At 42.3% G+C, this 21,817-nt stretch carries 16 protein-coding genes; 13 read left to right on the top strand and 3 right to left on the bottom strand.

Features of this window, described 5'->3' with window-relative positions; translation table 11 throughout:
• Nucleotides 1-32 precede the first annotated feature (32 nt).
• Nucleotides 33-884, top strand: a complete 852-nt coding sequence (locus tag AC23P2_RS07825) for a ChbG/HpnK family deacetylase (RefSeq protein ID WP_487772669.1) — start codon at nucleotides 33-35, stop codon at nucleotides 882-884.
• 85 nt (nucleotides 885-969) lie between these two features.
• Here AC23P2_RS07825 and AC23P2_RS07820 read toward each other — a convergent pair whose 3' ends face one another.
• Nucleotides 970-1,875: a Hint domain-containing protein gene (locus AC23P2_RS07820; protein ID WP_487772668.1), complete on the bottom strand. Its 906-nt coding sequence runs from the start codon at nucleotides 1,873-1,875 to the stop codon at nucleotides 970-972.
• A 6-nt stretch (nucleotides 1,876-1,881) separates the two neighbouring features.
• Complete coding sequence (locus AC23P2_RS07815; protein ID WP_487772667.1) at nucleotides 1,882-3,066, bottom strand: pyridoxal phosphate-dependent aminotransferase; 1,185 nt, start codon at nucleotides 3,064-3,066, stop codon at nucleotides 1,882-1,884.
• Between the two features lie 867 nt (nucleotides 3,067-3,933).
• Here AC23P2_RS07815 and AC23P2_RS07810 point away from each other — a divergent pair.
• The 6 genes from AC23P2_RS07810 (at nucleotide 3,934) to cas6 (ending at nucleotide 12,684) form a co-directional block, all read left to right on the top strand.
• On the top strand, nucleotides 3,934-7,125 hold the full coding sequence (locus AC23P2_RS07810; RefSeq protein WP_487772666.1) for a SusC/RagA family TonB-linked outer membrane protein: 3,192 nt from the start codon (nucleotides 3,934-3,936) through the stop codon (nucleotides 7,123-7,125).
• Between the two features lie 13 nt (nucleotides 7,126-7,138).
• A complete protein-coding gene (locus AC23P2_RS07805; RefSeq protein ID WP_487772665.1) occupies nucleotides 7,139-8,599 on the top strand; it encodes a SusD/RagB family nutrient-binding outer membrane lipoprotein in 1,461 nt (486 codons plus the stop codon).
• 148 nt (nucleotides 8,600-8,747) lie between these two features.
• A complete protein-coding gene (locus AC23P2_RS07800) occupies nucleotides 8,748-9,929 on the top strand; it encodes a pyridoxal phosphate-dependent aminotransferase (protein ID WP_487772664.1) in 1,182 nt (393 codons plus the stop codon).
• 74 nt (nucleotides 9,930-10,003) lie between these two features.
• On the top strand, nucleotides 10,004-11,098 hold the full coding sequence (locus AC23P2_RS07795) for an AEC family transporter (protein WP_487772663.1): 1,095 nt from the start codon (nucleotides 10,004-10,006) through the stop codon (nucleotides 11,096-11,098).
• A 52-nt stretch (nucleotides 11,099-11,150) separates the two neighbouring features.
• Nucleotides 11,151-11,621: a hypothetical protein gene (locus AC23P2_RS07790; protein WP_487772662.1), complete on the top strand. Its 471-nt coding sequence runs from the start codon at nucleotides 11,151-11,153 to the stop codon at nucleotides 11,619-11,621.
• Nucleotides 11,622-11,880: 259 nt separating this feature from the next.
• Entirely contained in the window at nucleotides 11,881-12,684 is an 804-nt protein-coding gene (gene cas6 / locus AC23P2_RS07785; protein ID WP_487772661.1) for a CRISPR-associated endoribonuclease Cas6, read from the top strand.
• A gap of 164 nt (nucleotides 12,685-12,848) precedes the next feature.
• Here cas6 and AC23P2_RS07780 read toward each other — a convergent pair whose 3' ends face one another.
• Entirely contained in the window at nucleotides 12,849-13,574 is a 726-nt protein-coding gene (locus tag AC23P2_RS07780; protein WP_487772660.1) for a hypothetical protein, read from the bottom strand.
• Nucleotides 13,575-13,805: 231 nt separating this feature from the next.
• Between AC23P2_RS07780 and AC23P2_RS07775 the strand changes: the two genes are divergently transcribed.
• From AC23P2_RS07775 to cas1b, 6 genes are read left to right on the top strand one after another with little or no spacing between them, the layout of a single operon-like run.
• Nucleotides 13,806-15,704: a hypothetical protein gene (locus tag AC23P2_RS07775; protein ID WP_487772659.1), complete on the top strand. Its 1,899-nt coding sequence runs from the start codon at nucleotides 13,806-13,808 to the stop codon at nucleotides 15,702-15,704.
• A 21-nt stretch (nucleotides 15,705-15,725) separates the two neighbouring features.
• Nucleotides 15,726-16,664: a type I CRISPR-associated protein Cas7 gene (locus tag AC23P2_RS07770; RefSeq protein ID WP_487772658.1), complete on the top strand. Its 939-nt coding sequence runs from the start codon at nucleotides 15,726-15,728 to the stop codon at nucleotides 16,662-16,664.
• Nucleotides 16,665-16,671: 7 nt separating this feature from the next.
• Nucleotides 16,672-17,481: a CRISPR-associated protein Cas5 gene (cas5, locus tag AC23P2_RS07765; RefSeq protein WP_487772657.1), complete on the top strand. Its 810-nt coding sequence runs from the start codon at nucleotides 16,672-16,674 to the stop codon at nucleotides 17,479-17,481.
• 52 nt (nucleotides 17,482-17,533) lie between these two features.
• Entirely contained in the window at nucleotides 17,534-20,242 is a 2,709-nt protein-coding gene (gene cas3, locus AC23P2_RS07760; RefSeq protein WP_487772656.1) for a CRISPR-associated helicase Cas3', read from the top strand.
• Entirely contained in the window at nucleotides 20,239-20,775 is a 537-nt protein-coding gene (gene cas4, locus AC23P2_RS07755; protein ID WP_487772655.1) for a CRISPR-associated protein Cas4, read from the top strand. Before cas3 ends, cas4 begins: the two co-directional genes overlap by 4 nt.
• Before the next feature lie 20 nt (nucleotides 20,776-20,795).
• The gene (cas1b, locus tag AC23P2_RS07750) at nucleotides 20,796-21,800 is read left to right on the top strand and encodes a type I-B CRISPR-associated endonuclease Cas1b (protein WP_487772654.1); all 1,005 of its coding nucleotides are present in this window, start codon (nucleotides 20,796-20,798) and stop codon (nucleotides 21,798-21,800) included.
• Nucleotides 21,801-21,817: the final 17 nt, after the last annotated feature.

Here is a 21,817-nt window from a genome sequence, read left to right as displayed (position 1 = left end):
ATCTGCGACATTAAATCTGTGAAAATAAAGACATGAAAAAGACCCTCATTGCATTGTTATTTCTAGCCCAAAACCTATTGGCCCAAACCTCCAACGAAATTCGCTTGATTATTCGCTCGGACGATATTGGATTTTGCCACACGGCCAACGATGCCTGCATGAAAGTCTATACCGATGGAATCAGCCGTTCGGTAGAAATCCTCGCCACTGCCCCGTGGTTTATGGAGGCTGTAAAAATGCTCAAAACCCAGCCCAATTACGACGTCGGTGTACATTTATGCCTCACGAGCGAGTGGGAAAACCTAAAATGGCGTCCCTTAACGTCAGCTCCTTCGCTTACGGACGCCGACGGGTATTTCCCGCAGTTTATCTGGGAAAACAAAAAATTAAAGGATAGCCCCTATTTACTTCAAAAAAACATCAACGTAGCCGAAGTAGAACGAGAGTTTCGGGCACAAATCGAACTCGTCAAAAAACACCTGCCGTGGGCGAGCCACTTATCGGCGCACATGGGTTGCACCAACGCTACTTCCGAAGTAAAAACGATGGTAGAGCGGTTGTCGAAAGAATATAACTTGCCGATTCAAATGCCCAAAGACGTTCAGTACGTTCGTGGGTTCGGCGGAGCTGATAAATCGCCTGAACAAAAGGAAAAAGACTTGGTCGAAATCCTCAAAAACCTTCCCGCAGGAACGCACTTTTTGGTGGAACACCCAGGTTACGATTCGGGAGATATGAAAGGTGTTGGGCACGTGGGCTACGAAGACGTGGCTTACGACCGCGAAGGTGTGACCCGTGCTTTTACGAGTGCCGAGGTAAAAAAAATCATTACCGAGCGCGGTATAAAGCTCGTGAGCATCAAAGAAGCAATGCAGGGGAAGTAATAAAAAAGAAACTGTCTAAAAAGGGGGCGCATGAGAGCGCCTTTTCTTTTTAAGACAGTTCTTGTATATAGAAGGGTTCGGAATGCTAGTGCTTATTCAATACCACAATGTTTTCGGCTTCATACGTACCGCCTTCGGTTTGTAAATGATACACCTTGTCAACGGTTCGGAAAGCTGGCGCAATACTGGTCAGTTCGGCAGTAAGGTACCTGCCCGTAACGGCGTCCCGCACAAAAAGCCAATCACCTTCGTGGAGGTCTTCCACGCGTTTTTTACCCACAAGTGTCAACACAGGATGATTGGGCGTTACTTCCAAAGAAAGTAAGCCACTTTCGTTGCGCGTACTTACCCACGCTTGCCCATTGGGGCGGACAAGCAGGCGTGTAAGCGAAAAAACGCCTTCATTGACAACTACTTTCTCAACCCGATTGGCACGTATGCCCGTAATTTCGTCACCAGTTTTAATGCCCGAAATTTTCTTTTCGGTACCATCTATGAGGTTGACAAAAGTTTCGGCAGGAAAGCAAAATTCCTGAGGATGTGCTAAAACAGTACTTGTGCGCGATTGAGCTTGGCTTAATGCAAAAGCGACGCAGATACCAAGTCCATCATTGCTGAGGCTTTTGGCTTTTAAGTCAGCGACGAAATGGTCTTTAACAGCTTTGGGCGAAGTTTCGTTGGGCAAAACGAGGGTTACGAGGCGGTTTTGCGACGAATATACCACCAATCGTCCAAGTGTGCTTGGGTCAGAACGTTCCGTGATGTCATAAAACGACACTTTGTGTTCTACCCCATCGCTAAACTGAAACGATAGCGGAGTTTCGTACTGACGGTAGGAGAGGCCGTGGCTCCGAAAATGTTGTTTTGGGGAGCCACTACGAATCTCTACGGCTTTTGCTTTGTCAAATTCGGCCAAAGTCATTCCTGGCTGCCTTTCCTGAGCAAACGTTGCCCAACTGACAGCGACTAAAACAAAGGGAATAAATTTCATGACTCTTTAGCTGACCGATTTTGCAAAAGCATCTTTAAAGGCTTTCATTTCGTCCATGGTTCCGATGCTTACGCGGCACCAGTGTTGTTGGTCAAAAAACCAACTTTTAACACTGACGCCCTCAGCCATCATTTTTTGAAGGAGCATCGGCCCTTTCATTTTGATGGGAAATAAAACGAAGTTTGCTGATGAAGGTAAATAACTGTATCCCATTGAAGTAAGACTGTCGCAGAGGAATTTCTTAGATTCGATGGTGTTTTTTAAAACCATGTCTTGAAATGCTTTGTCTTTGAAAGAGGCCACCGCTGCTGCTGCTGAAGTCGTAGAAACGGTAAAGCCACCCGAGCAGAATTTGCGCAAATCTTTCAACAAAGCAGGTTGCCCCAAGGCGTAGCCAATTCGCAAGCCCGCAAAACCGTGGAGCTTAGAAAGCGTACGCAAGATGAGCACATTTTGTCCTTTACGAACACATTCTACCATGCTATCCGTGGCAGGATTGGGAGCGTAGTCGATGTAGGCTTCGTCCACCAAAACTGTTGCTTTGGGAGAAACCGAATCGCAAAAAGACTTTAATTTAGCCGAAGGCAGCATCACACCCGTTGGATTGTTGGGGTTACACACGTAAATCATGCTGGTTTCGCTATTTACGCGCGTTGCCATCGCTTCCAAATCATATTGATAATCCTTGGTCAAAGGCACTTTTTCGGTTTTCATGGTCGCGCCGTCTTCGCGGGCATCGCGTCCAGAGATGTAGCAAGTTTCGGCCATCATCACTTTTCCTTTGGTGGCGGCCAATAAAAGGCTTGCCATCAACAATTCGGAAGAACCTGCCCCCAGCATCACTTGGTCGGGCGTTACGCCGTGCATGTCTGCAATCGTCTTTTTGAGTTCGGCCGTTACGGGCCCAGCGTACAAAAAGGCTTTTGGTGCGTTGTCGGCAATGGCCTTAATCGCCGTTGGAGCAGGGCCCCAAGGGTTTTCATTGGACGACAAACGTGCCCGTACTTGTGGTGCTGCTGCCAACAGGGCCTCTTGAACAATTTCGCGTTCGCGTTCGGCATATACATCAAAAATTCCTAATGATGAATAAGCCGTTGAGGCTTGAGCCGCAGTGGCTGATCCCAAAGCAAGTCCTGAAGAGGCCAATAGCCCAGACTTTAACCAATCCCGACGATTTACAGTAAAAGACATAGTGATAGCGGTAAAAAGGTTTTCGTTTTGTTTCCCAAAAGAAAAACTGGACTCTCGCTTGGCGGCGATAAAACGGAAGTACTCATTCTTATCTATATATACTAATGGTATGAACAAGTGACTGCGTCTTTGATGATGCAAAATTAGAAAAATATAATTTAATGTCAATACATATTTCAAAAAATATGCAATCAAAAATTTGAAAAAAATCAATATTTTGGCGTATATACATCAAAAATTAAACTAAAATATGGTAAAAAATCAAAAATTTTGCCAAAATGTCTTTTTTTGTGAACAAATAAAATATGCGACTTTGTTGTTGTAAATTGTTTGGTAATGATTGAAAATATAGAATAAAATAATGTAAAAACAATAAATAATTGTATTAAAAAAGTAAATAATGAATATTTTGCAAAATTTATTAAAATATATTTGGCAATTTGGAGATGATGATATACTTTCGACTCAACAAACTAAGGAATAGTACAATTTTCTTCTAGTTGAATAACTCCAGAGCCGCACTTGTAGGGGTTGTTTCAACAATAAAAATTGAAAGGTCTCTGTGCAGACCACCGTATTTCTTGCAAGGAAGCAAACGAGGTTATGAACGTTTGCTCGCTGAGTATCGCAGTTACTTGAAATTCCAAAATGGCATCAGATTGAAATCCGAACGGGAAGTTTAGCTTCTTTCCATTTGCTGTTTTCAATCGAAAGATAAAGGAGGAAAAATCCTCTTGCTTGGCCACGCTTGCCCGACTGCTCGGATGGTTAGTTTATGCTAATGCGGCCAGTATAGATTAGCAACTGTTCAGTCGGTGCAATGCGTGAAAGGAATCACACGAATACCTAAAACCAAACTGTTACCAGATGAAAAAATATCTACTTTTATCAGCATTAATGACAATCGCCTGGGTTGGATATGCCCAAAGGTTTGTCAAAGGGACGGTTACTTCAAAAGACGAAGGCGCTTTGCCTGGCGTGAACGTAATCGTAAAAAGTACGAGAGCTGGAGTTGTGACGGATGCAGAAGGAAATTACAAAATTAGCGTTCCTGACGATAACGCGGTTTTGGTCTATAGTTTTATTGGTTATTCAATTCAGGAAATTCCCGTAGGCGGGCGTTCAAGCATTAACATTGAGCTTCAACCCGATATTAAAGCGCTTCAAGAGGTAGTAGTAACGGCTTTTGGTATCGAGAAAGAGAAAAAAGCCCTAGGTTACACTGTACAAGAAATCAAAGGAAATCAAATTGCTGAATCTCGCTCCAACAACGTCGTAAACAGCCTTTCGGGGCGCGTGGCAGGGGTGCGGGTTGCGAGTAATGGAGGGCCAGGAAGTGGCTCTACCGTTCAAATTCGCGGAAGTTCGTCGGTTTCGGGAAACAACCAACCGCTCGTTGTTATCGACGGTGTACCCATTGACCAATCAACTTCTAGCCGCATGACTAGCGGCGAAAAACAATTTGGCGGTGGTTTGTCGGAAATTAGCCCCGATAACATCAAAGATATTAGCATCCTAAAAGGCCCTAACGCGGCAGCACTGTACGGCTCACGCGCGGCCAACGGAGTTATTTTGATTACAACCAAAAATGGCGCGGGTACCAAAGGTATTGGTATTGAGTTTAACCACAATACAACTTTTGAGCGCCCATTGGTCAAACCAAAGTTTCAAAATATGTACGGTGGAGGAAACGGATACCGTACTTGGTATAACGATGGTTGGTCGGGTACAATTACTGATCCCACCGAAATCCAACAATACCGCGCTGCCTACGGCCCCAACGCACCTTTAACTGGAACAGAAGGGACGGACGAAAGCTGGGGAGCTCCTTTGGATGGCCGTTTGGTTCGTCATTGGTACACGGGGGCTGATGTAGCACCGCTTACACCTCAGCCCAACAACTGGGAAGGGTACTGGGAAACGGGGGCGACTACGACCAACAACGTAGCCCTTTCGGCAGGAAACGACAAAGGAAGTTTTCGCTTGTCGATGGGTCGGATGGATCAAAAAGGGATTATGTATAACAACGACTTTTGGCGTAATAACTTTAAGTTGAACACCAATTATAACTTCACTTCAAAGTTAAGCGCAACAGTATCAGCTGAATACGTAAAAAGCGGCTCAGATAACCGTTCTTTCCAAGAAGGTCAGCAGTTCATTTGGGCACACCGTCACACGGATTGGTCGATGTTGAAAAACTATGCCGATTATACTGCGGTACATATTCAGCGTAAAGTGGCTGGTCGCCTTCCAGACAATGATCCACCTAACTGGCAGCATACGTTTTTTACCAACCCATTCTACACGCAAGACTACCTGCCATCATCCAATGAGAAAGACCGTTTGGTAGGTAATATTGCCTTGAACTACAAAATCTCACCTTCGTTTAGTGTGTTAGCTCGTTCGGGAACGGACTATTGGTCGGATACGCGCATCAATGTCATCAACTTTGACCGCGTTCGTAACGGAAACCGTACGCCTGGACAATATTCGGAAGATGTACAACGCGCCCAAGAAACCAATAGCGACATCATTTTGTCGTTCAATAGAAACGTAACCAACAACATTTCGGTGAGTGCTCAGGCAGGAGCCATCAAACGTACCAATTATTTTAAACGTAACTTCACGCAAGTTGGGGAGTTGGTGGTAGATGGTCTTTATAATTTGTCAAACTCCGTAACCAGTTTGAACACGGTATCGAGTCGCATCGAAAAAACTGAAATGCAAAGTGTGTTTGGAACGGCACAGGTTGGTTGGAAAAACGCCTTGTTCTTGGACTTTACTGCGCGTAACGACTGGTCTAGCACTTTGCCTTCTAATGCACGTTCGTACTTCTATCCATCGGTTTCGGCAAGTGCGGTAGTGACAGATTTGTTGGATCTTCAAAGTTCTATTTTGACTTTTGGTAAAGTGCGCGCCAGCTGGGCACAAGTTGGGAACGATGCTTCTCCGTATCAATTGGCCCAAACATTCCGCTCGGCCAGTGCTTGGAATGGTAGCACACCAGAATATTATGAAAACACTACCATCTCTAATTCTAGCCTTAAACCCGAAATCACGACGGGAATTGAGTTAGGTTTAGATTTGCGTTTCCTTCGTGGTAAGTTAGGTTTGGACGTAACGTATTACAATCAATCGTCTAAAAACCAGATTCTTGGTGTTGAAATCTCTAAAGCATCGGGTTACAATAGCCGTATCTTAAACGCGGGAGAAATTGTCAACAAAGGACTTGAAGTTGTACTTTCGGGTACACCTTTGAAAGCCGTAAACGGGTTTACTTGGGACGTGAGCTTTAACTTTGCCCGCAACCGCAATAAAGTAATTGCACTTGCTGAAGGGTTAACTACTTACACGCTACACACACAGCGTGGTTTGACTTCAGAAGCACGCGTTGGACAGCCTTACGGTGCCTTGTACGGCATTGGTTTTGAAAAAGCTCCTGACGGTCAAATTATCTACAAAGACGGTTTGCCAGTGGTTTCAACCACACCACGTTTGCTCGGAAATATCCAGCCTGACTGGACGGGTGGTTTTTCTAACACCTTCACATACAAGAGCTTCTCTTTGGCTGCTTTGATTGACGTACGCGTTGGTGGTGATTTCTTCGATGAAGGAACAGGAACGGCACGTTGGACAGGTCAGTACGAAGAAACGGCCATTGGTCGTGAAGAGGGTATCATCGGTAAAGGGGTAAAAGTGGTAAGCACCAATGCAGATGGCTCGTCGGTATATGCACCAAACGACATCATTGTGGCGGCCAATCAATTATACGGGTACAATAATCCACGTCGTTATCATGAAGCCGTTATTTATGACGGAAGTTACGTCAAACTTCGCGAGATGTCTTTTGGTTATTCAGTTCCTGAAGCCATCTTGAAACGCTCTTTCATTCGCTCGGCTAAGGTATCAATAGTTGGACGTAACCTTGCGATTTTGTTCAAGAATACACCACACATCGACCCAGAAGTGGACCGTTTCGGTGGAAACCGCCAAGGGTTTGCGTACGGCGAGTTGCCTAACTCTCGTAGTGTTGGTTTTAACGTATCTCTCGGATTCTAAACGACTTATCTCTATGAAAAAATATACATTACTTTCGCTGACATTGGCGGCTCTTTTGGGTTCTTCTTGTACCAAAGAGTTCGACAAAATGAACATCGACCCTAACAACCCAACGGCCATTGGTCCGCAGTATTTGCTGCCCTACGCCATGGAAAAATCGGTGGATCGGTTTTGGGGAGGAAGCACGCGTTTTGAGCGCTTGAATATCGACGGAATGATGCTTTGGATGCAGTATTTTACCCGAAATATTTACTCAAACGAAGGTGACAACTACGGACTTTCACCCGCATTTTACAACAATAACTGGGCGTCTTTCTTTAACGATGGCTTGTTGAATTTCCAACGAATTATTGTCGATAGCTCACCAACGGGCAAAGCGCCAAACACCAATTACGAAGGCGTGGCTTTGGTAATGCGTTCGTGGTTGTTTTCGGTGACGACTGATCTTTGGGGCGCAATTCCGTATTCGGAAGCCTTAAAAGGGACGGCCGAGTCGCCTAGCTACACCCCTGCGTATGATTCACAAGACAAAATCTATGAAGGATTGTTGAACGACCTAAAAATTGCCAACGAAAAACTCGTAGTCGGTGGCCCAGGCGTTCAAGGGGATATTATTTACGGAGGTAACATCCTGAAATGGAAGAAGTTTGCCAATTCATTGCGTTTGCGTTTGGCCAATCGCCAGGCGGCTAAAAAGTCGGCTGAATCGCGGGCGATTATGAGAGAAATTTTGGGAGATGCTACAAAATACCCCATTTTTACGAGCAACGACGACAATGCCTTGATTAAAAACACGGCAACCCTTCCTAGCAACAACGAATGGCACGAAGTGATGGTGCGCGGTAGCCGTACTGACTGGAATATCAGTAGCACCTTGGCCGACAAGCTCAACGCTTTGGGCGATACCCGCATCACGATTTATGCGAATCCAGTAGCTGGAAAATACGTAGGACACCCCAACGGCTTACCAGATGCTATCGCGACAACTTACTTATCGTCGAGCTCAACGATTGGCAATTACTTCACCCGCCCCGAAACGCCAAGTGTGATTATGACCCTTTCAGAATTGAACTTGATTTTGGCCGAAGCAGCCATTGATGGGGATATTACTGGAGATGCCAAAACGTACTTTGAAAACGGAATTACTGCTTCTTTTGAACAATATGGTTTGAAAGTGCCTGCCGATTATTTTACCAAAGTAGGTGCCGTAACGCGTGAAAAAGTACTTGATCAAAAGTGGATAGCACTTTACGGAGTAGGGGTAGAGGCTTGGACCGAATACCGCAGAACAGGTTTTCCTGTGCTACCTCCCAAAGACCCACGGGCAGTTTTTGAAAACGATGGTGTGTTGCCAACCCGCTTGCCGTACCCAAGCACCGAATATTCACTCAACAAAGCTAGTTTGGAAAAAGGTATTGCCCTCAATGGCGGTGCCGATAACATGAAAACCAAGCTTTGGTGGGCTGAAAAATAACATATTTGTTAAATTTTTATTCACAGAAATACATAATTTGAATTTTGCTATGTAGTTGTGAATAAAATAGTTAACTTAGAGTCACCATAACAAAATACCAACAAAAGCCACAAGCTAAACCACCAATTCAAAAAAAACTCACAAACACATGACACAGATTATCAACCGCCGTAGTTTACTTAAATCAGGTTTGATGACCTTAGGAGGAATGGCCGCTGCTCCTGCAGTAGGTGCCTTCGCAAATGTACCTTCACGTATAGACACCAACGGTAACATATTTCATAGCCCTTTACTCAGAGAAACGGTGTTGGAAAACCCGCCTAAAACACCTCCAACCCTTGTGCGTATCAATGCCAACGAAAACCCTTACGGTCCTCCGATGAGTGCTCGCAAGGCAGTAGCGGATGCAGTTGCTACGGGAAGCCGTTATTCGTGGAAAGAGTTAGAAAACCTTGTTGGAAAAATTGCTAAAAAAGAAGGCGTTACACCTGACCACATCATGATGGGCCCTGGCTCGTCGGATTTGTTAGAGAAAGTGGCCATCGTACTTTTCCAAAAAGGTGGAAATGTAGTTTCGGCTGACCCAACTTATATGTCATTGGTAAAAGTAGCCGAGGCTACGGGAGCTACCTGGAAGGCTGTTCCGTGTAAAGGTGACTGGTCGCACGACTTGAAAGCAATGGAAGCGGCCATTGACAAGGACACCAAACTTGTTTATATCTGTAATCCTAACAACCCAATGGGTAGCATCACTTCGGGCAAAGAGTTGATGGATTTCTGCTCACGTGTTTCTGAAAAAGTACCCATTTTTGTGGATGAAGCCTACCTCGAATTGGCCGTAGGTGCTGATACTCAGAGTATGGTGTCGTTGTTGGCACAAAAGAAAAACGTTATCATCGCCCGTACATTCTCAAAAATTATGGGTATGGCAGGTTTGCGCGTAGGATACGTAGCGGCCCTCCCTGCCACGTTGGATAAAATTCAGAAAATTACCCGTGGTGGAATGGGAATCACCCAAACGTCGATTGCCGCAGCGGTGGCAAGTATGGACGATGCGGAGTTCCAAGACACAACCCGTAAGCTAAACCACGAAGTGAAGACGTATCTTTGCAAAAACTTGGATCGTTTGGGGTACAAATACGTGCCTTCATACACCAACTTCGTGATTTTCCCCATCAACATTCCGACCAAAGAATTGCTCCAAAAAATGATGGCGAAAGGCATCATGGTACGCGGATACGAAATTCAGGGCAAACCTTGGTGCCGCGTAAGTATGGGTACGATGGACGAAATCAAGCAGTTTGTAAGTACGCTTGAGGCGATAAGCTAATTTTAAATCAAAGTCAGTGGCGTAGGTAGTGAACCTACCTACGCCCAAGATTTGCTACTTTTCCACATTTACTTATGAGTGAAGCTTTACAAAAAGCCATAACCCTGCTCGCTTTGATTGGGTTAGGTCTTATACTACGTTCTAAGTTTAAGAACAAAGAACAAACCAACGGAATCAAGGAAATGGTGCTTTCGGTGGCGCTCCCTGCTACGATTTTTATTGCTTTGATGAAAATTGACGTGGATGCAAAGCTGATTGTGGTGCCTGCGTTGACGTTGTTGTTTAACTTTTTTATGTATTTCACGGCACCGTTGGCCTTTCCTTTTTTTGGCATCGAAAAAGACAGTTCAATGGGACGTACGTTGGTGATGTTGTTGCCATCCTTGGCGCCAGGCTTGTCGTGCTTTCCGTTTATTGCCGAATTTTTGGGTGAAAAAAGTGTCGCGATGGCTGCCCTTGGCGACGTAGGAAATAAGTTTTTTGTGTTGATTTTCTTGTACGTGATTGCCATGAATATGTTCCTCAAAAACACCAAATCGGAGGAAACTAAAATGGGTGAAAAAATCAAAAGTCTTTTGATGAACCTCATTCAAGAACCAATCAACATCATCATTATTTCGGCGGCGGTTTTGTTGAGCTTAGGCTTAAATTTTAAAGCACTCCCGATGATTGTTCAGGAGGTATTTGACAAAACAAGCGCAATGATGACGCCGTTGGTGTTGATTTTTATTGGGGTAGCTGTTCAACTAAAACAACGTAAAAAAAGACTTATTGCTTCGTTGTTGGTATTTCGTGCAGGGCTAACGATGCTTTTTAGCGCCGCTATAATCACGCTACTGGGGATTCATGATCCAACAATGATTTTGTTGGCCACCGTAATTCCGTTGAGTTCGGCAAGTTTTTGGCCATTTGCGCACATCTCAGCTTTCAACTCACGCGAAGAAGCCCTAGAGATTCCCAAAGAACGCCGCACGTTTAATGCCGAGTTAGCGGTGTTGGTCATGGCCTTTTCGTTGCCTTTTTCCACTTTACTTATTTTAGGAATCTTGTCAACGGGAACGTTTTTTGCCCATACCAGTACCATTGCCATTACGGGGATTGTTTTGATGCTAGTGGGTTTTGTTCCAACCTTTTTGGGACGAAAAACTGTTCGCTTGTCGAAAGCATAAAAGAACAACGAAAATTTGTTAGAATGAATGTTTCAACAAAACTGATGAACCAATGAAAACTTTGAAAATATTCTTATTTGTGGCTACGGCCTTGGCAGCAGCATCTTGCAAAGTAGAAGACCCCTTTGTGGACAGAGTTGTTTCGCCTGTATTGCTAGTGTTTGACAATGCTGTCGGTGATGGAGGAGGTTTTACAACCGAGCCTACCGTAAGGTCTTCTGCTTCAAGTGCCCAGGCGACGATAAGCGTTCGGATTTTTGAATTGGACAAAACCAATATATTGGATTACAAGAAAGGCATTGACTCTATTCCTCTTACGGGGTTGAGTTTGGCATTGACGACACGCACGGGAACAAAAATTGCCGACGTGACAACCGACGCCAAAGGTCGCGCAACGATTACAAAAACGTGGGCTGAATTTGGACTGTCAGCCCCTAAATCAGGAAATACTGTATCACTAACACTGACAGGAAAATACAAGGAGCAAGCGTTCACAAAACTAGCGCGTCTCCAAGCGAATTAGTTGTAGGTCAATAGTTGACAGACCTTAGTCCACAGTCCATAATATGGGCAGGAGTAACGTAAAAACGCTGGACTATCGTCGATCGACCATGGACTATACCACTTAAAGATTATTGGTGGGTTTGAATAATCAATGATTGAATTGACAACGCCGAGGCACTCGTCTCGGCGTTGTTTTTTTTATTTTTTTAGTAAAACATAAGTAAAGTTCTCGTTAAACTAACTTATGGCATAAATTAGCGTTCAAAATGACATAATTCATGCGATTCAAACTCACGTTAACCCCCGTTCAAGACCGTCAGCGTTTAGTATTCAACTACCAATATCCCCTGCAAGCGTGGATATACGGTCGGTTGGCGAATGCCGACGCTACGTATGCGGGTTTTCTGCACGAACGAGGCTACCAAGTGCCCGAGAGTCGTAAGGCGTTTAAGCACTTTACTTTTTCGGCTCTGCAAATACCAAGCATTGAACCCATTAAAAAAGGAGATACGTATATGGTACTGCGTTCGGGTTTTTTGGTGCTTTATATCTCGTTTTATGTGGACAAAGCAGCCGAAAATTTTATCGTTGGGCTGTTTCAACAGCAGCAACTGAGCATTTATAATCGGGAATGCAGGGCCGATTTTGTGGTAGAACGCGTGGAGACAGCCCCCCTGCCCACGTTGCAGAGTTCAATGACATTTCGTACACTGTCGCCAATGGTTGTAGCTCAAAAAGTAGATGATTTGGATCAATACTTGACCCCAACGGACGCTGATTTTGGGCGATTTTTTGCGGTGAATTTGGTCGATAAACTGCGTTCGGTGCAACCTTCAATGGAAATGGACGTAGCGATTGCCGAGCGACTGGTTAAGTTTGAGTTACTAAGCGACCCCGAACGGATTAAGAAACGAGGATTTCTGGCCAAAGAAGGCAATGAGAAGGCGCAAACAAAAGTGATTGGTTACCACAACTTTACATTTGCGCTCACAGCTCCTCCCGAACTCATCGATGTAGGCTATTTGGGTGGATTTGGGAAGTATTGTTCGATGGGATGTGGGTGTGTGGAGGTGGTAGAATGAGGTTTTATCAATGAAAAAGTTTCGACACTAATACGTTTTGACGATGAGAAATCTAGTATCTTTGTGGTTGACTGATGCGTTTGGTCGCTTACACAACTCATCTCCTGATGGGGGTTGCCAGTACTGGTACGGGGGCGAAGAGATGTATCAGTTTTTTTGTGTCCTCACAAATTTAAAGGCGGTTTTAATTTATCGAGTCTCAGTAAGTGAGTCTCACCGTCATATACTTTTGGGCTTTCTCCGTATAAATCGACAATTTCACCTGCTAAAGGCTCGATGCTTTGCCAGAAGCGGATTTCTCCCTTTAATAAATAACGCTGTAAAGACCACAGAAAGTAATCTACGATGCTTAATTCGGGCATTTGATAGCTGGGCTCAATACTGCAGTTATACTGAATGTTTTGTTTTTCAAGTCCTTTTTTCTTGGCATCGTTCTCAATGGCTTGGTCAATCGAAGAGACGAGTTTGTGCAGTCCCGACTTGGCCCTGCCTGCTAAATATATCGAATGGCTATGCCCAGGATTTAGTTTCTCTTGGAATAAATGAGAAACGAGGTCAAAATAAAATTCGGAGGGATTATTGTTATGCTTACGGTTGAAAATGCCTAGATCTTTGCGTCCAATAATGGCGTGGAAACGAAGTTCGGAAGGATTAAATTGCCGAAGGAATTGGAAGAAACGGTGGCGAATGTCGGAGTGGTCGGTACGAGCATGAAAAGTCGGGTTGTGAAACCGAATAAATTGTATTGTAAAGAGGATCTGACAAGATTTCGGCTTTGAGTTCCAAGATAGCTTTTTGAAGCGTTTTGCGGTTCGGTGTTTCGACCATACCCAAAATAAGCAAAGGCTGGAACCCTTCCGTCCCGACCAACAATTTTTTTCGTTTCCCATAAAACTCTGGGTCGCCACATTCGTCGATAAAGAAATAATGGGTTTCGGGCATAAGGGTTTACCGTTTGATAAGTTTTTGACAGAAAGTGGTACGATTGTTTGATTGTAACTCAATAAAATAACTAAATTTCAAATCCTATTTTTCTGCACATTATGGTAAATGTAAGGAATTATTAAAAGTAATACAAAAAAATTACTAATGACTAATATGAAGTCTAAATAATAAAGCACATGATTAAAGAACTATCAACGTTTGTACAAGCCCTTGATTCTGAGTTTAAGGGGCTAGGAGTGAAGCCTAAAGAAGGGCTGCATATTCTGCTGAAAGTTCGGCAAGAAGAGGATTGCGTATTTATGGATGAGTCATCTTTAGTGGGGTGGGTATATACTAAAAGCAAAAACCTGACACAAGAAGAAGAAATATTGCTTGGACATTGCGCCTCTTTGGCTCAATTGTCGTGGTGCGTGAATACTAATAAATGTTTTGACTTACCGACGAAAGCAATACACTCATGTTCTCCCTATTGTTTGGCTATTAAGAAGGAAAACTTAGTAAACGGAGAAAAGTACGTAAAAAACCACAAAGACAAAAAATCACAGGTATATGAGCGTATAAGTGCATATTTTGGTAAAGCGTCGGACTTGCTCCAAAATGAAACGGATAAACAGCGGGTAGAGTTGTTTAAGTACGCATTGAATTCAGAGCAATCGTTCCACTCGTGGTTAGCCCATATTCCAGTTTATTCTGAGATGAAAGATGCTGAATATGTTATTTTTTATTTAGATGAACCTACTGAAAAATACCAAAAGGCGAACGATGTCTATTTGGCAGATAAGTTGTTCAATACCAACGAATATAATCGTATAGTAGAAGAGACAACTTTTGGTACCAGCGATTTTTTTAATGGGTATCCCACTAAGAAGCCATTTTTGACGCACCAATCGGCTGTATTTGATATTGCGGGGAGAATCTCTGCTCAGGAGGCGAAGCATTTGTATGAGTTTCAGGACTTAATTGGACGTAATATTCTGCCGCGTCCGCTTCCTATCTTTATTCATCAAGATGAACTCAAAACGGAAGGTAAGAAAAATATACGAGATGCCTCTATTTCATTGTTCAAGCAAGATGCAGCGTTAGGAAAACGGCGAGGTTACAAAGAGATTATTGAAGACCTCTACAAAGATTATAAAGACCAACTTGGTAATTATTATTTACTTTTCTATCAAGCGGGAGAAATTAAAGATTTTGATTTTGTCCCTAAGTTTGAGTACGAACTGAAAGATGAAAAAGGCGCTGCTTGGGAAATAAAAGACCTATTTAAGATAAATTATCGGAGACACATTGAAAATGTTTTTGACTTTCAATATGCCGTCCTGTTACCTGTATTTAATAATGCACTAATTGTTAAGACCAAGACGGGAGACTTTCAACACCGTTATTTTGATGATATAGATGCAAAATACTGTAAGTCGGATGCTACGTTTCTTATGGTTATGACTTATCGGAAAGCCTTCTACGATTTTATCTATAAATCGAAACGAGAAGCGGTCAACCAACATACATTTGATAAAATTATGTTGAGTAGCATTCTTGATGATATTCGTTTGGATGAATTTAAAAATAACCTTAATAGCCAGAATGTTAGCATTCGTCAGAAGCTAAATATCTGGTTCAGTCTTTCAGAAAACTTTAACCAACTTACTTTAACTATAGAAACTATGGCAAGCAAATTACAGGCTCATCGGGCTTACATGAAGCAATTGGCTAAGGGAGAAGCCTCCATTGAAAACGACGAACAATATGCCTTTGCGGTCGGGCAGGTGATTTATTACTTGCTACGAAAAAGTAAAACTGCTGACCGCAGCTACAAACGCTTAGAGCCTTTTATGCAGCAAGTTCAGTCTAAAGAATTGAATAAAGCGATTGCGCGACTATTTGATACGTACAAACACGAAAACTTTTCGACGAAGTTTCGTACACCATTTGCCGAAGTACTTGATTATGAAACTAAAACGAATATACGTGACTTGATACCGGCTATTTTGGCAGGGGTGTTCTCAGAAAATGAGCTTTTTAGCGATAAAGAGAACAATGAAATTAAAGAAACTCAAAACGAAACAGAAGAATAAACCACATAATCATTTATTAACATGAGTACAGCGTTCAACAACCGAGTATTTGGCTGTGTTATCGTAAAAGCCATTAATGCAAATTACAACGCGGATTTTACCCATCAACCGCGTACCCTTCCCGACGGGACTGTTTATGCCACAGATAAAGCCTTGAAATACACAGTACGTAATTATCTTAGCAAGCATTTTGCGAATGAAAAAGTATTTTATTTCAAAAGCCTCAATGACGAGATGCAACCCCGTGACCTTGATCAAAATTATGTCAATCATTTTGGGGCTTTTCCTGTAGCTGAAAAAGGGAAAGATGGGGCGGTAAAAGTGCGCAAACAAATTTTAGGAAATCTCTTAAATTGTATTGATATACGACTATTTGGTGGAACATTTGCCAGTAAAGATGCTAATCTTTCATTGCATGGACCAGTTCAGTTTACGCACGGAGTTAACAAGTTTGTAGAAGGTATTATTTATTCAGAACAGATTTCATCGCCTTTTCGGAACTCGAACGAAAAAAGTACTGATTCCATGCAGACCACTCTTGGTACACAATTCAAACTTAAAGAGGGGCATTACGTACATCATCTCTCGGTGAATCCACGTAATTTGGAAGATTTTAATAAAGCCGCAGGGAGTGACGGAGTTACCATCGACGACATTGCCAAATTGAAAGAAGCACTTCGTTGCGGAGCTACCTTTTATGATTCGGCTTCTAAGGCGGGGGTAGAAAATGAGTTATTGCTTTGGGTACAGTTGAAAGAAGGCTCTAAACTTGTGTTGCCATCTTTTGTGGAATTGGTCAGTGTCAATGAAAATCGAGAAGTAGATTTAGCCAAAGTGGCTTCATTACTATCAAAACCGCACATTGCTGCTGAAATAGAAACCATTGAGTTGTATTTCAACAAGGAAGTAACAACGGTTATTAATGCACCCCAGAATGCGCAGCAACTCGAACTGAACTAATAAAGGTATGAGTACTGAAAAATTAGTGTCGTTTGACCTGCGTGCAGATTTCGGATTTTTCAAAAAACCTGATTATAACGACGGTTTGTTGTTGTCGTACAACATGATACACAAACCAGCTTTATTAGGAATTTTGGGGGCTATTATAGGGTTAGCAGGTTATCAGAAGAAAGGAGAATTTCCTGAATATTACCAAAAACTAAAGGGCGTTCCTGTGGGTATCGAACCATTGGAAGGGTACCATGAACGCGGTAATTTTCAAAAAACCTCCATCAAGTACACCAATACTGTAGGTTATGCCAACCTCGACGGGAACCTGTTGGTGGAAGAAACTATGCTGATTCGGCCTGCATACCGATGCTATGTGTTGTTGAATTTAGAACAGAGCGAGCAAGAGCACCTTTATCGAAACCTCAAAGAAGGAAAGGCTGAGTATATTCCTTATTTAGGCAAGAATGAGTTTCAAGCTTCTTGGCTAACTGAGGAAGGAGAAAATACGTTTCGAGAGTATGCGTTTCAAATCTTTGATTACTCTGTCGATTTTGAGGTGAGTTCTGTTTTTGTCAGAGAAGACCCTCTTAGAAACCAGAGAGTCGTATTGAAGCCCTCATTTAGAACTCGAAATGAAATTCAGCGAAAAGGAAGTTTTACCTACTTTGAACGTTTGCCTCAAAAATTTGATGAGCGACTGTTTCAATATGTGCTGTTTGATTTTGCTTACTCTGATTGGCTATTTTCAAAGGAGTCGACTATTCATGATTTATACGTGATAAGTAGTCAAGAAGTAAAAGGAAAACTAATACAACTGTTTGTGTAAAATGCTAACTATTACAAATTACGAGTCTAGCCGAATCAAAATACAGTTGATTTTGAAATCACATCATCATTATTGGGCGCACTTGCCACCCAATAATGATAATGTGATTAAGTTACTCCCTGAAACTCTCTCAGAACATTGCGAACTTGTATTTGACTACTTTAAGTCATTATACAGTGAGCATAAAATGGAGGATATTATAGATGAACTGGTGGAAGGAGCCGCATCTCAAGTGAACTCTAATGAGAAAGAAAAGGTGAAAAACTTCATTAAGCTGATGTTTTTTAATGTTGTTACCTTTCATGATTTTGGAAAAGTGAATGAGAATTTTCAGGTAATGAGAATGAAAAATGGGCACCATTTTTCTGAAAACTCTTCTTTGACATTGAACCCTCCTTACGGGCATTCGTTTCTGGGTACTTATATTTTTTTAGCATACCACTTAGAAAAACTGGTTGAATTAGAACTATCGCAAGAAGAAGAAGGGCTACTTGCTTTATGTATGTATGGCTTGTCGTACCCAATTTTTTGTCATCATAAGCCTATGTTAAGTGACCCTTTGGAAGATTTTCGACGTTATTCGCTGCACAAATGGTACAATGAGTTAAGTGAATATTTAAGGTTGTACAGTGTAGATTTTGATGAGGAAATGTCGGACTATTTTCTTGGAGAACAGTTTGAAGATTATTTTAATAATGTTTCCTCTACTTTTCCCCTGTTTGCGCTAATCAAACTTAGCTTTTCACTTTTAACCGCCTCGGATTATTTAGCCACACATGAGTACATGGGCGAAGCACTTACGAATGATTTTGGTGTTTTGAAACGAGAAAGAATAGTTGAGTTTACTGAGTATTTACGTTCAAACGGGCATAATAAACAAGCTTATGAAGCCTTGGAAGGGTATTGCTTTACCTTTCCAACTGAAAAGTCAAAGGACAATTTGAATCGTCTTCGTCAAGAAATGGCGGTTGAATTGATTCAAACGGTACGGAAAAATACGCATAAACGCCTTTTTTATATAGAAGCACCCACAGGAGGAGGAAAAACTAACCTCTCGATGATAACGCTAACAGAACTCTTAATAGCCAATCCAGAACTGAACAAAGTATTTTATGTTTTCCCTTTCACAACGCTTATCACGCAAACGTACCAAGCGTTGAAAGAGACGCTTGGTTTGAAAGACGACGAATTGGTTGAAATGCACTCCAAGGCGGGTTTTTACAGTAAACTTTCAAAAGAGGAACAAAAAGATGGCGAGTATGGGGATGATAAAAAGGATTTTATTGATCATCTGTTTGCGCTTTATCCAATTACGGTTCTTTCGCATGTCAAATTTTTTGAAGTTCTGAAAACGAACAGGAAAGAGACGAATTATTTATTGCACCGATTGGCAAATTCAGTGGTGATTATTGACGAAGTGCAATCTTATAACCCAAAATTGTGGGATAAGATGTTATATTTTATCAGTCAGTATGCTGAGTTTTTTAACATTCGTTTTGTGTTGATGTCGGCGACTTTACCTAAAATCAGTGATTTGGACATTGGCCTATCTCAAAAACCTGATTTTGTTGAATTGTTACCTAATGCTCGAAAGTATATTTTGAACCCAAATTTCGCCGAACGCGTTACGTTCGATTTTGAATTGATTCAAGGTAAAATAGAGTTGGAAGAACTCGCAAATGCTGTTATTCAAAAATCACAGGACTATGCGACAGAAAAAGGGAGTGTACGAACTATCGTAGAGTTTATTTATAAAAAGTCCGCTTCTGATTTTCAGCAACTTATTGGCGGCAGAACCAACAATGGTTTTGATGCTATTTTGGTTTTGTCAGGGACAATATTAGAGCCTCGCCGTAGGCAAATTATCAACCAAATCAAACGCAGCAAGCGGGGGGAGAACATTTTGTTAATAACCACTCAGGTTGTAGAGGCGGGAGTGGATATTGACATGGATTTAGGTTTTAAAAACCGTTCATTGCTTGATAGTGACGAACAATTAGCAGGGCGTGTCAATCGCAATGCGAGCAAAGAAGGGTGTAAAGTCTATTTGTTTGATCTGGACGAAGCAGATGTCCTTTACAAAGCCGATCATCGTTTTCAAGAGACAAAAAAAATCTCAATTGAAGAGCAACAGACAATTTTGAGAGACAAAGATTTTAAGTTTCTATACGAAAAAGTGTTTTCTAAAATTGATAAGATTAACGAAGGAAATTGGGCTGATAACTTTACAAATGGCTATGAACCCGCGATTAAAAAATTGAGATTTGAAGAGGTGGATAGCGGTTTCAAAATTATTAACCAACAAAATGAGTCAGTTTTCGTGCCTCTAGCAATCCCCATTAAAGTTTATGGTAGTGAAAACGGGAAAATGGAGCTAGTTTTTTCGGAACATGAGCTAGGTTTCCTAAATTCATTCAAAATTTCACCCACAGCGAGGGAAGAAATAGATGGAAAAGAAGTTTGGGAACTGTATCGAAATTTGGTTTTTCGCCAAATTAAAGCCAAAAATGAGCGGAAAGGTTTTGATTTAAAAGCAGAAAATCAACTGCGCACATTGCAGGGTATTTTGTCTAAGTTCACTTTTTCTTTGTTTGCCCATTCAAAAATTATCCCAAATTTGGAAAGTCAGGGCTTTTTGAAAGAAGAATTAGGATTTAAAAAAGTGACAGAACAAGCATTGACCTTGGAAACGCCTGTTTACACTTTAGGCGGTGGATTAAATGAAAAAGCAATCGACGTAACCGATAATTTCTTCCTATGAACATCAACGCCACGCTCATGAACATTTTCCACATTTGCAAACGAGAAATGTGGCTGCACTACCATGCGATTCGGATGGAACATACCTCGGAGGTGGTGTATGAAGGCAAGCTGATAGGGGAGGAGAGTTACCCTTTTCGGGCCGATAAAAACGAGGAATTGGAAATAATGCTCCCTCTTGAAAACGAAAAGGTTGTCCTAACGGCTAAAATAGATTTTTTTGACGCCAAACGCGGGATTGTTCATGAAACTAAGAAGTCGGCGGCCAAAGAATGGGCGCACGTGGCGCAGGTGCAGTTTTATTTGTACTTGTTGCAAAAAAATGGCGTGGAAGTCAGCCATGGTGTGATCGAATACCCCAAATTACGCCAAACCGAACGGGTGACACTTGGCGAAGAAGACGTACAACGAATTGAAGCCAATATCGAAAAAATCAGGGAAGTACTCGAACAAGAACAGTGTCCGCCGAAGTTGCCGATTTCAAAATGTAAGGCTTGTAGTTATTTTGAATTTTGCTGGGTGGGAGACGAATAACAACCATTGGAAGACAAAAAATGAAAAAAAGCTATTATCTCTTTAACCCTGGCCGACTGAGTCGCAAAGACAACACGCTCTGTTTTGTGCCCGTCGATGAGCAAGGCAATGAAGGCCAACCACGTTACATCCCCATTGAGGGAGTGGACAACCTGTATTGTTTTGGAAGTTTGGATGCCAACAGCGCGATGTACAACTTTTTGGGTAAAAACCACGTATCGGTTCATTTTTTCGATTATTATGAACATTATACGGGCTCGTTTATGGCAAAAGAGTATTTGTTGGCGGGCAAAATGCAAGTCGAACAAACGCGCCATTACCTCTCCGACAAAAAAAGGATGGTCGTAGCTAAGACCTTGGTGGAAGGGGCGGCGTTTAACATGACCAAAAACCTGAAGTACTACCAAGGGCGCGGCAAAGACGTTGGCAAGCAGCTAGAACAAATCGAAAGTTATTCGCCGTCGATTACCGATGCGGGAAACATTGCGGAGTTGATGGGCATCGAAGGCAATATCCGACAAGCTTATTACGGGGCATTTGGGGAAATAATCAACGATTTTGACATGGGAAATCGTAGTAAGCAACCGCCTCAGAACGAGGTGAATGCGTTGATTTCGTTTGGCAATATGATGTGTTATACCGTATGTTTAGATCAGATTTATCACACCCAACTCAACCCCACCATTAGTTTTTTGCACGAACCTGGGGCGAGGCGGTATTCGTTGGCGTTGGATTTGTCGGAGATATTCAAACCCATGTTGGTGGATCGAACAATTTTTACGGTATTGAACAAAAAACAGATACAAGCCAGCGATTTTCGCCAGGATATTAACCGCTGCGTGTTGAAAGAAGGGGCAAAAAAGGTATTTGTACAAGCGTTTGAAGAGCGATTGAAAGATACGTTTAAACATCGTTCGTTGGGTAGAAACGTGAGTTATAAGCATTTAGTAAAACTAGAGTGCTACAAACTGCAAAAACATCTGCTGGGTATGGAAGTGTATAAACCTTTTAAAATGTTATGGTAACCCCTCCCTGTCCCTCC

Source organism: Runella sp. R0.1_18 (assembly GCF_057652155.1).
This window is presented reverse-complemented; position numbering and strand designations above follow the sequence as displayed.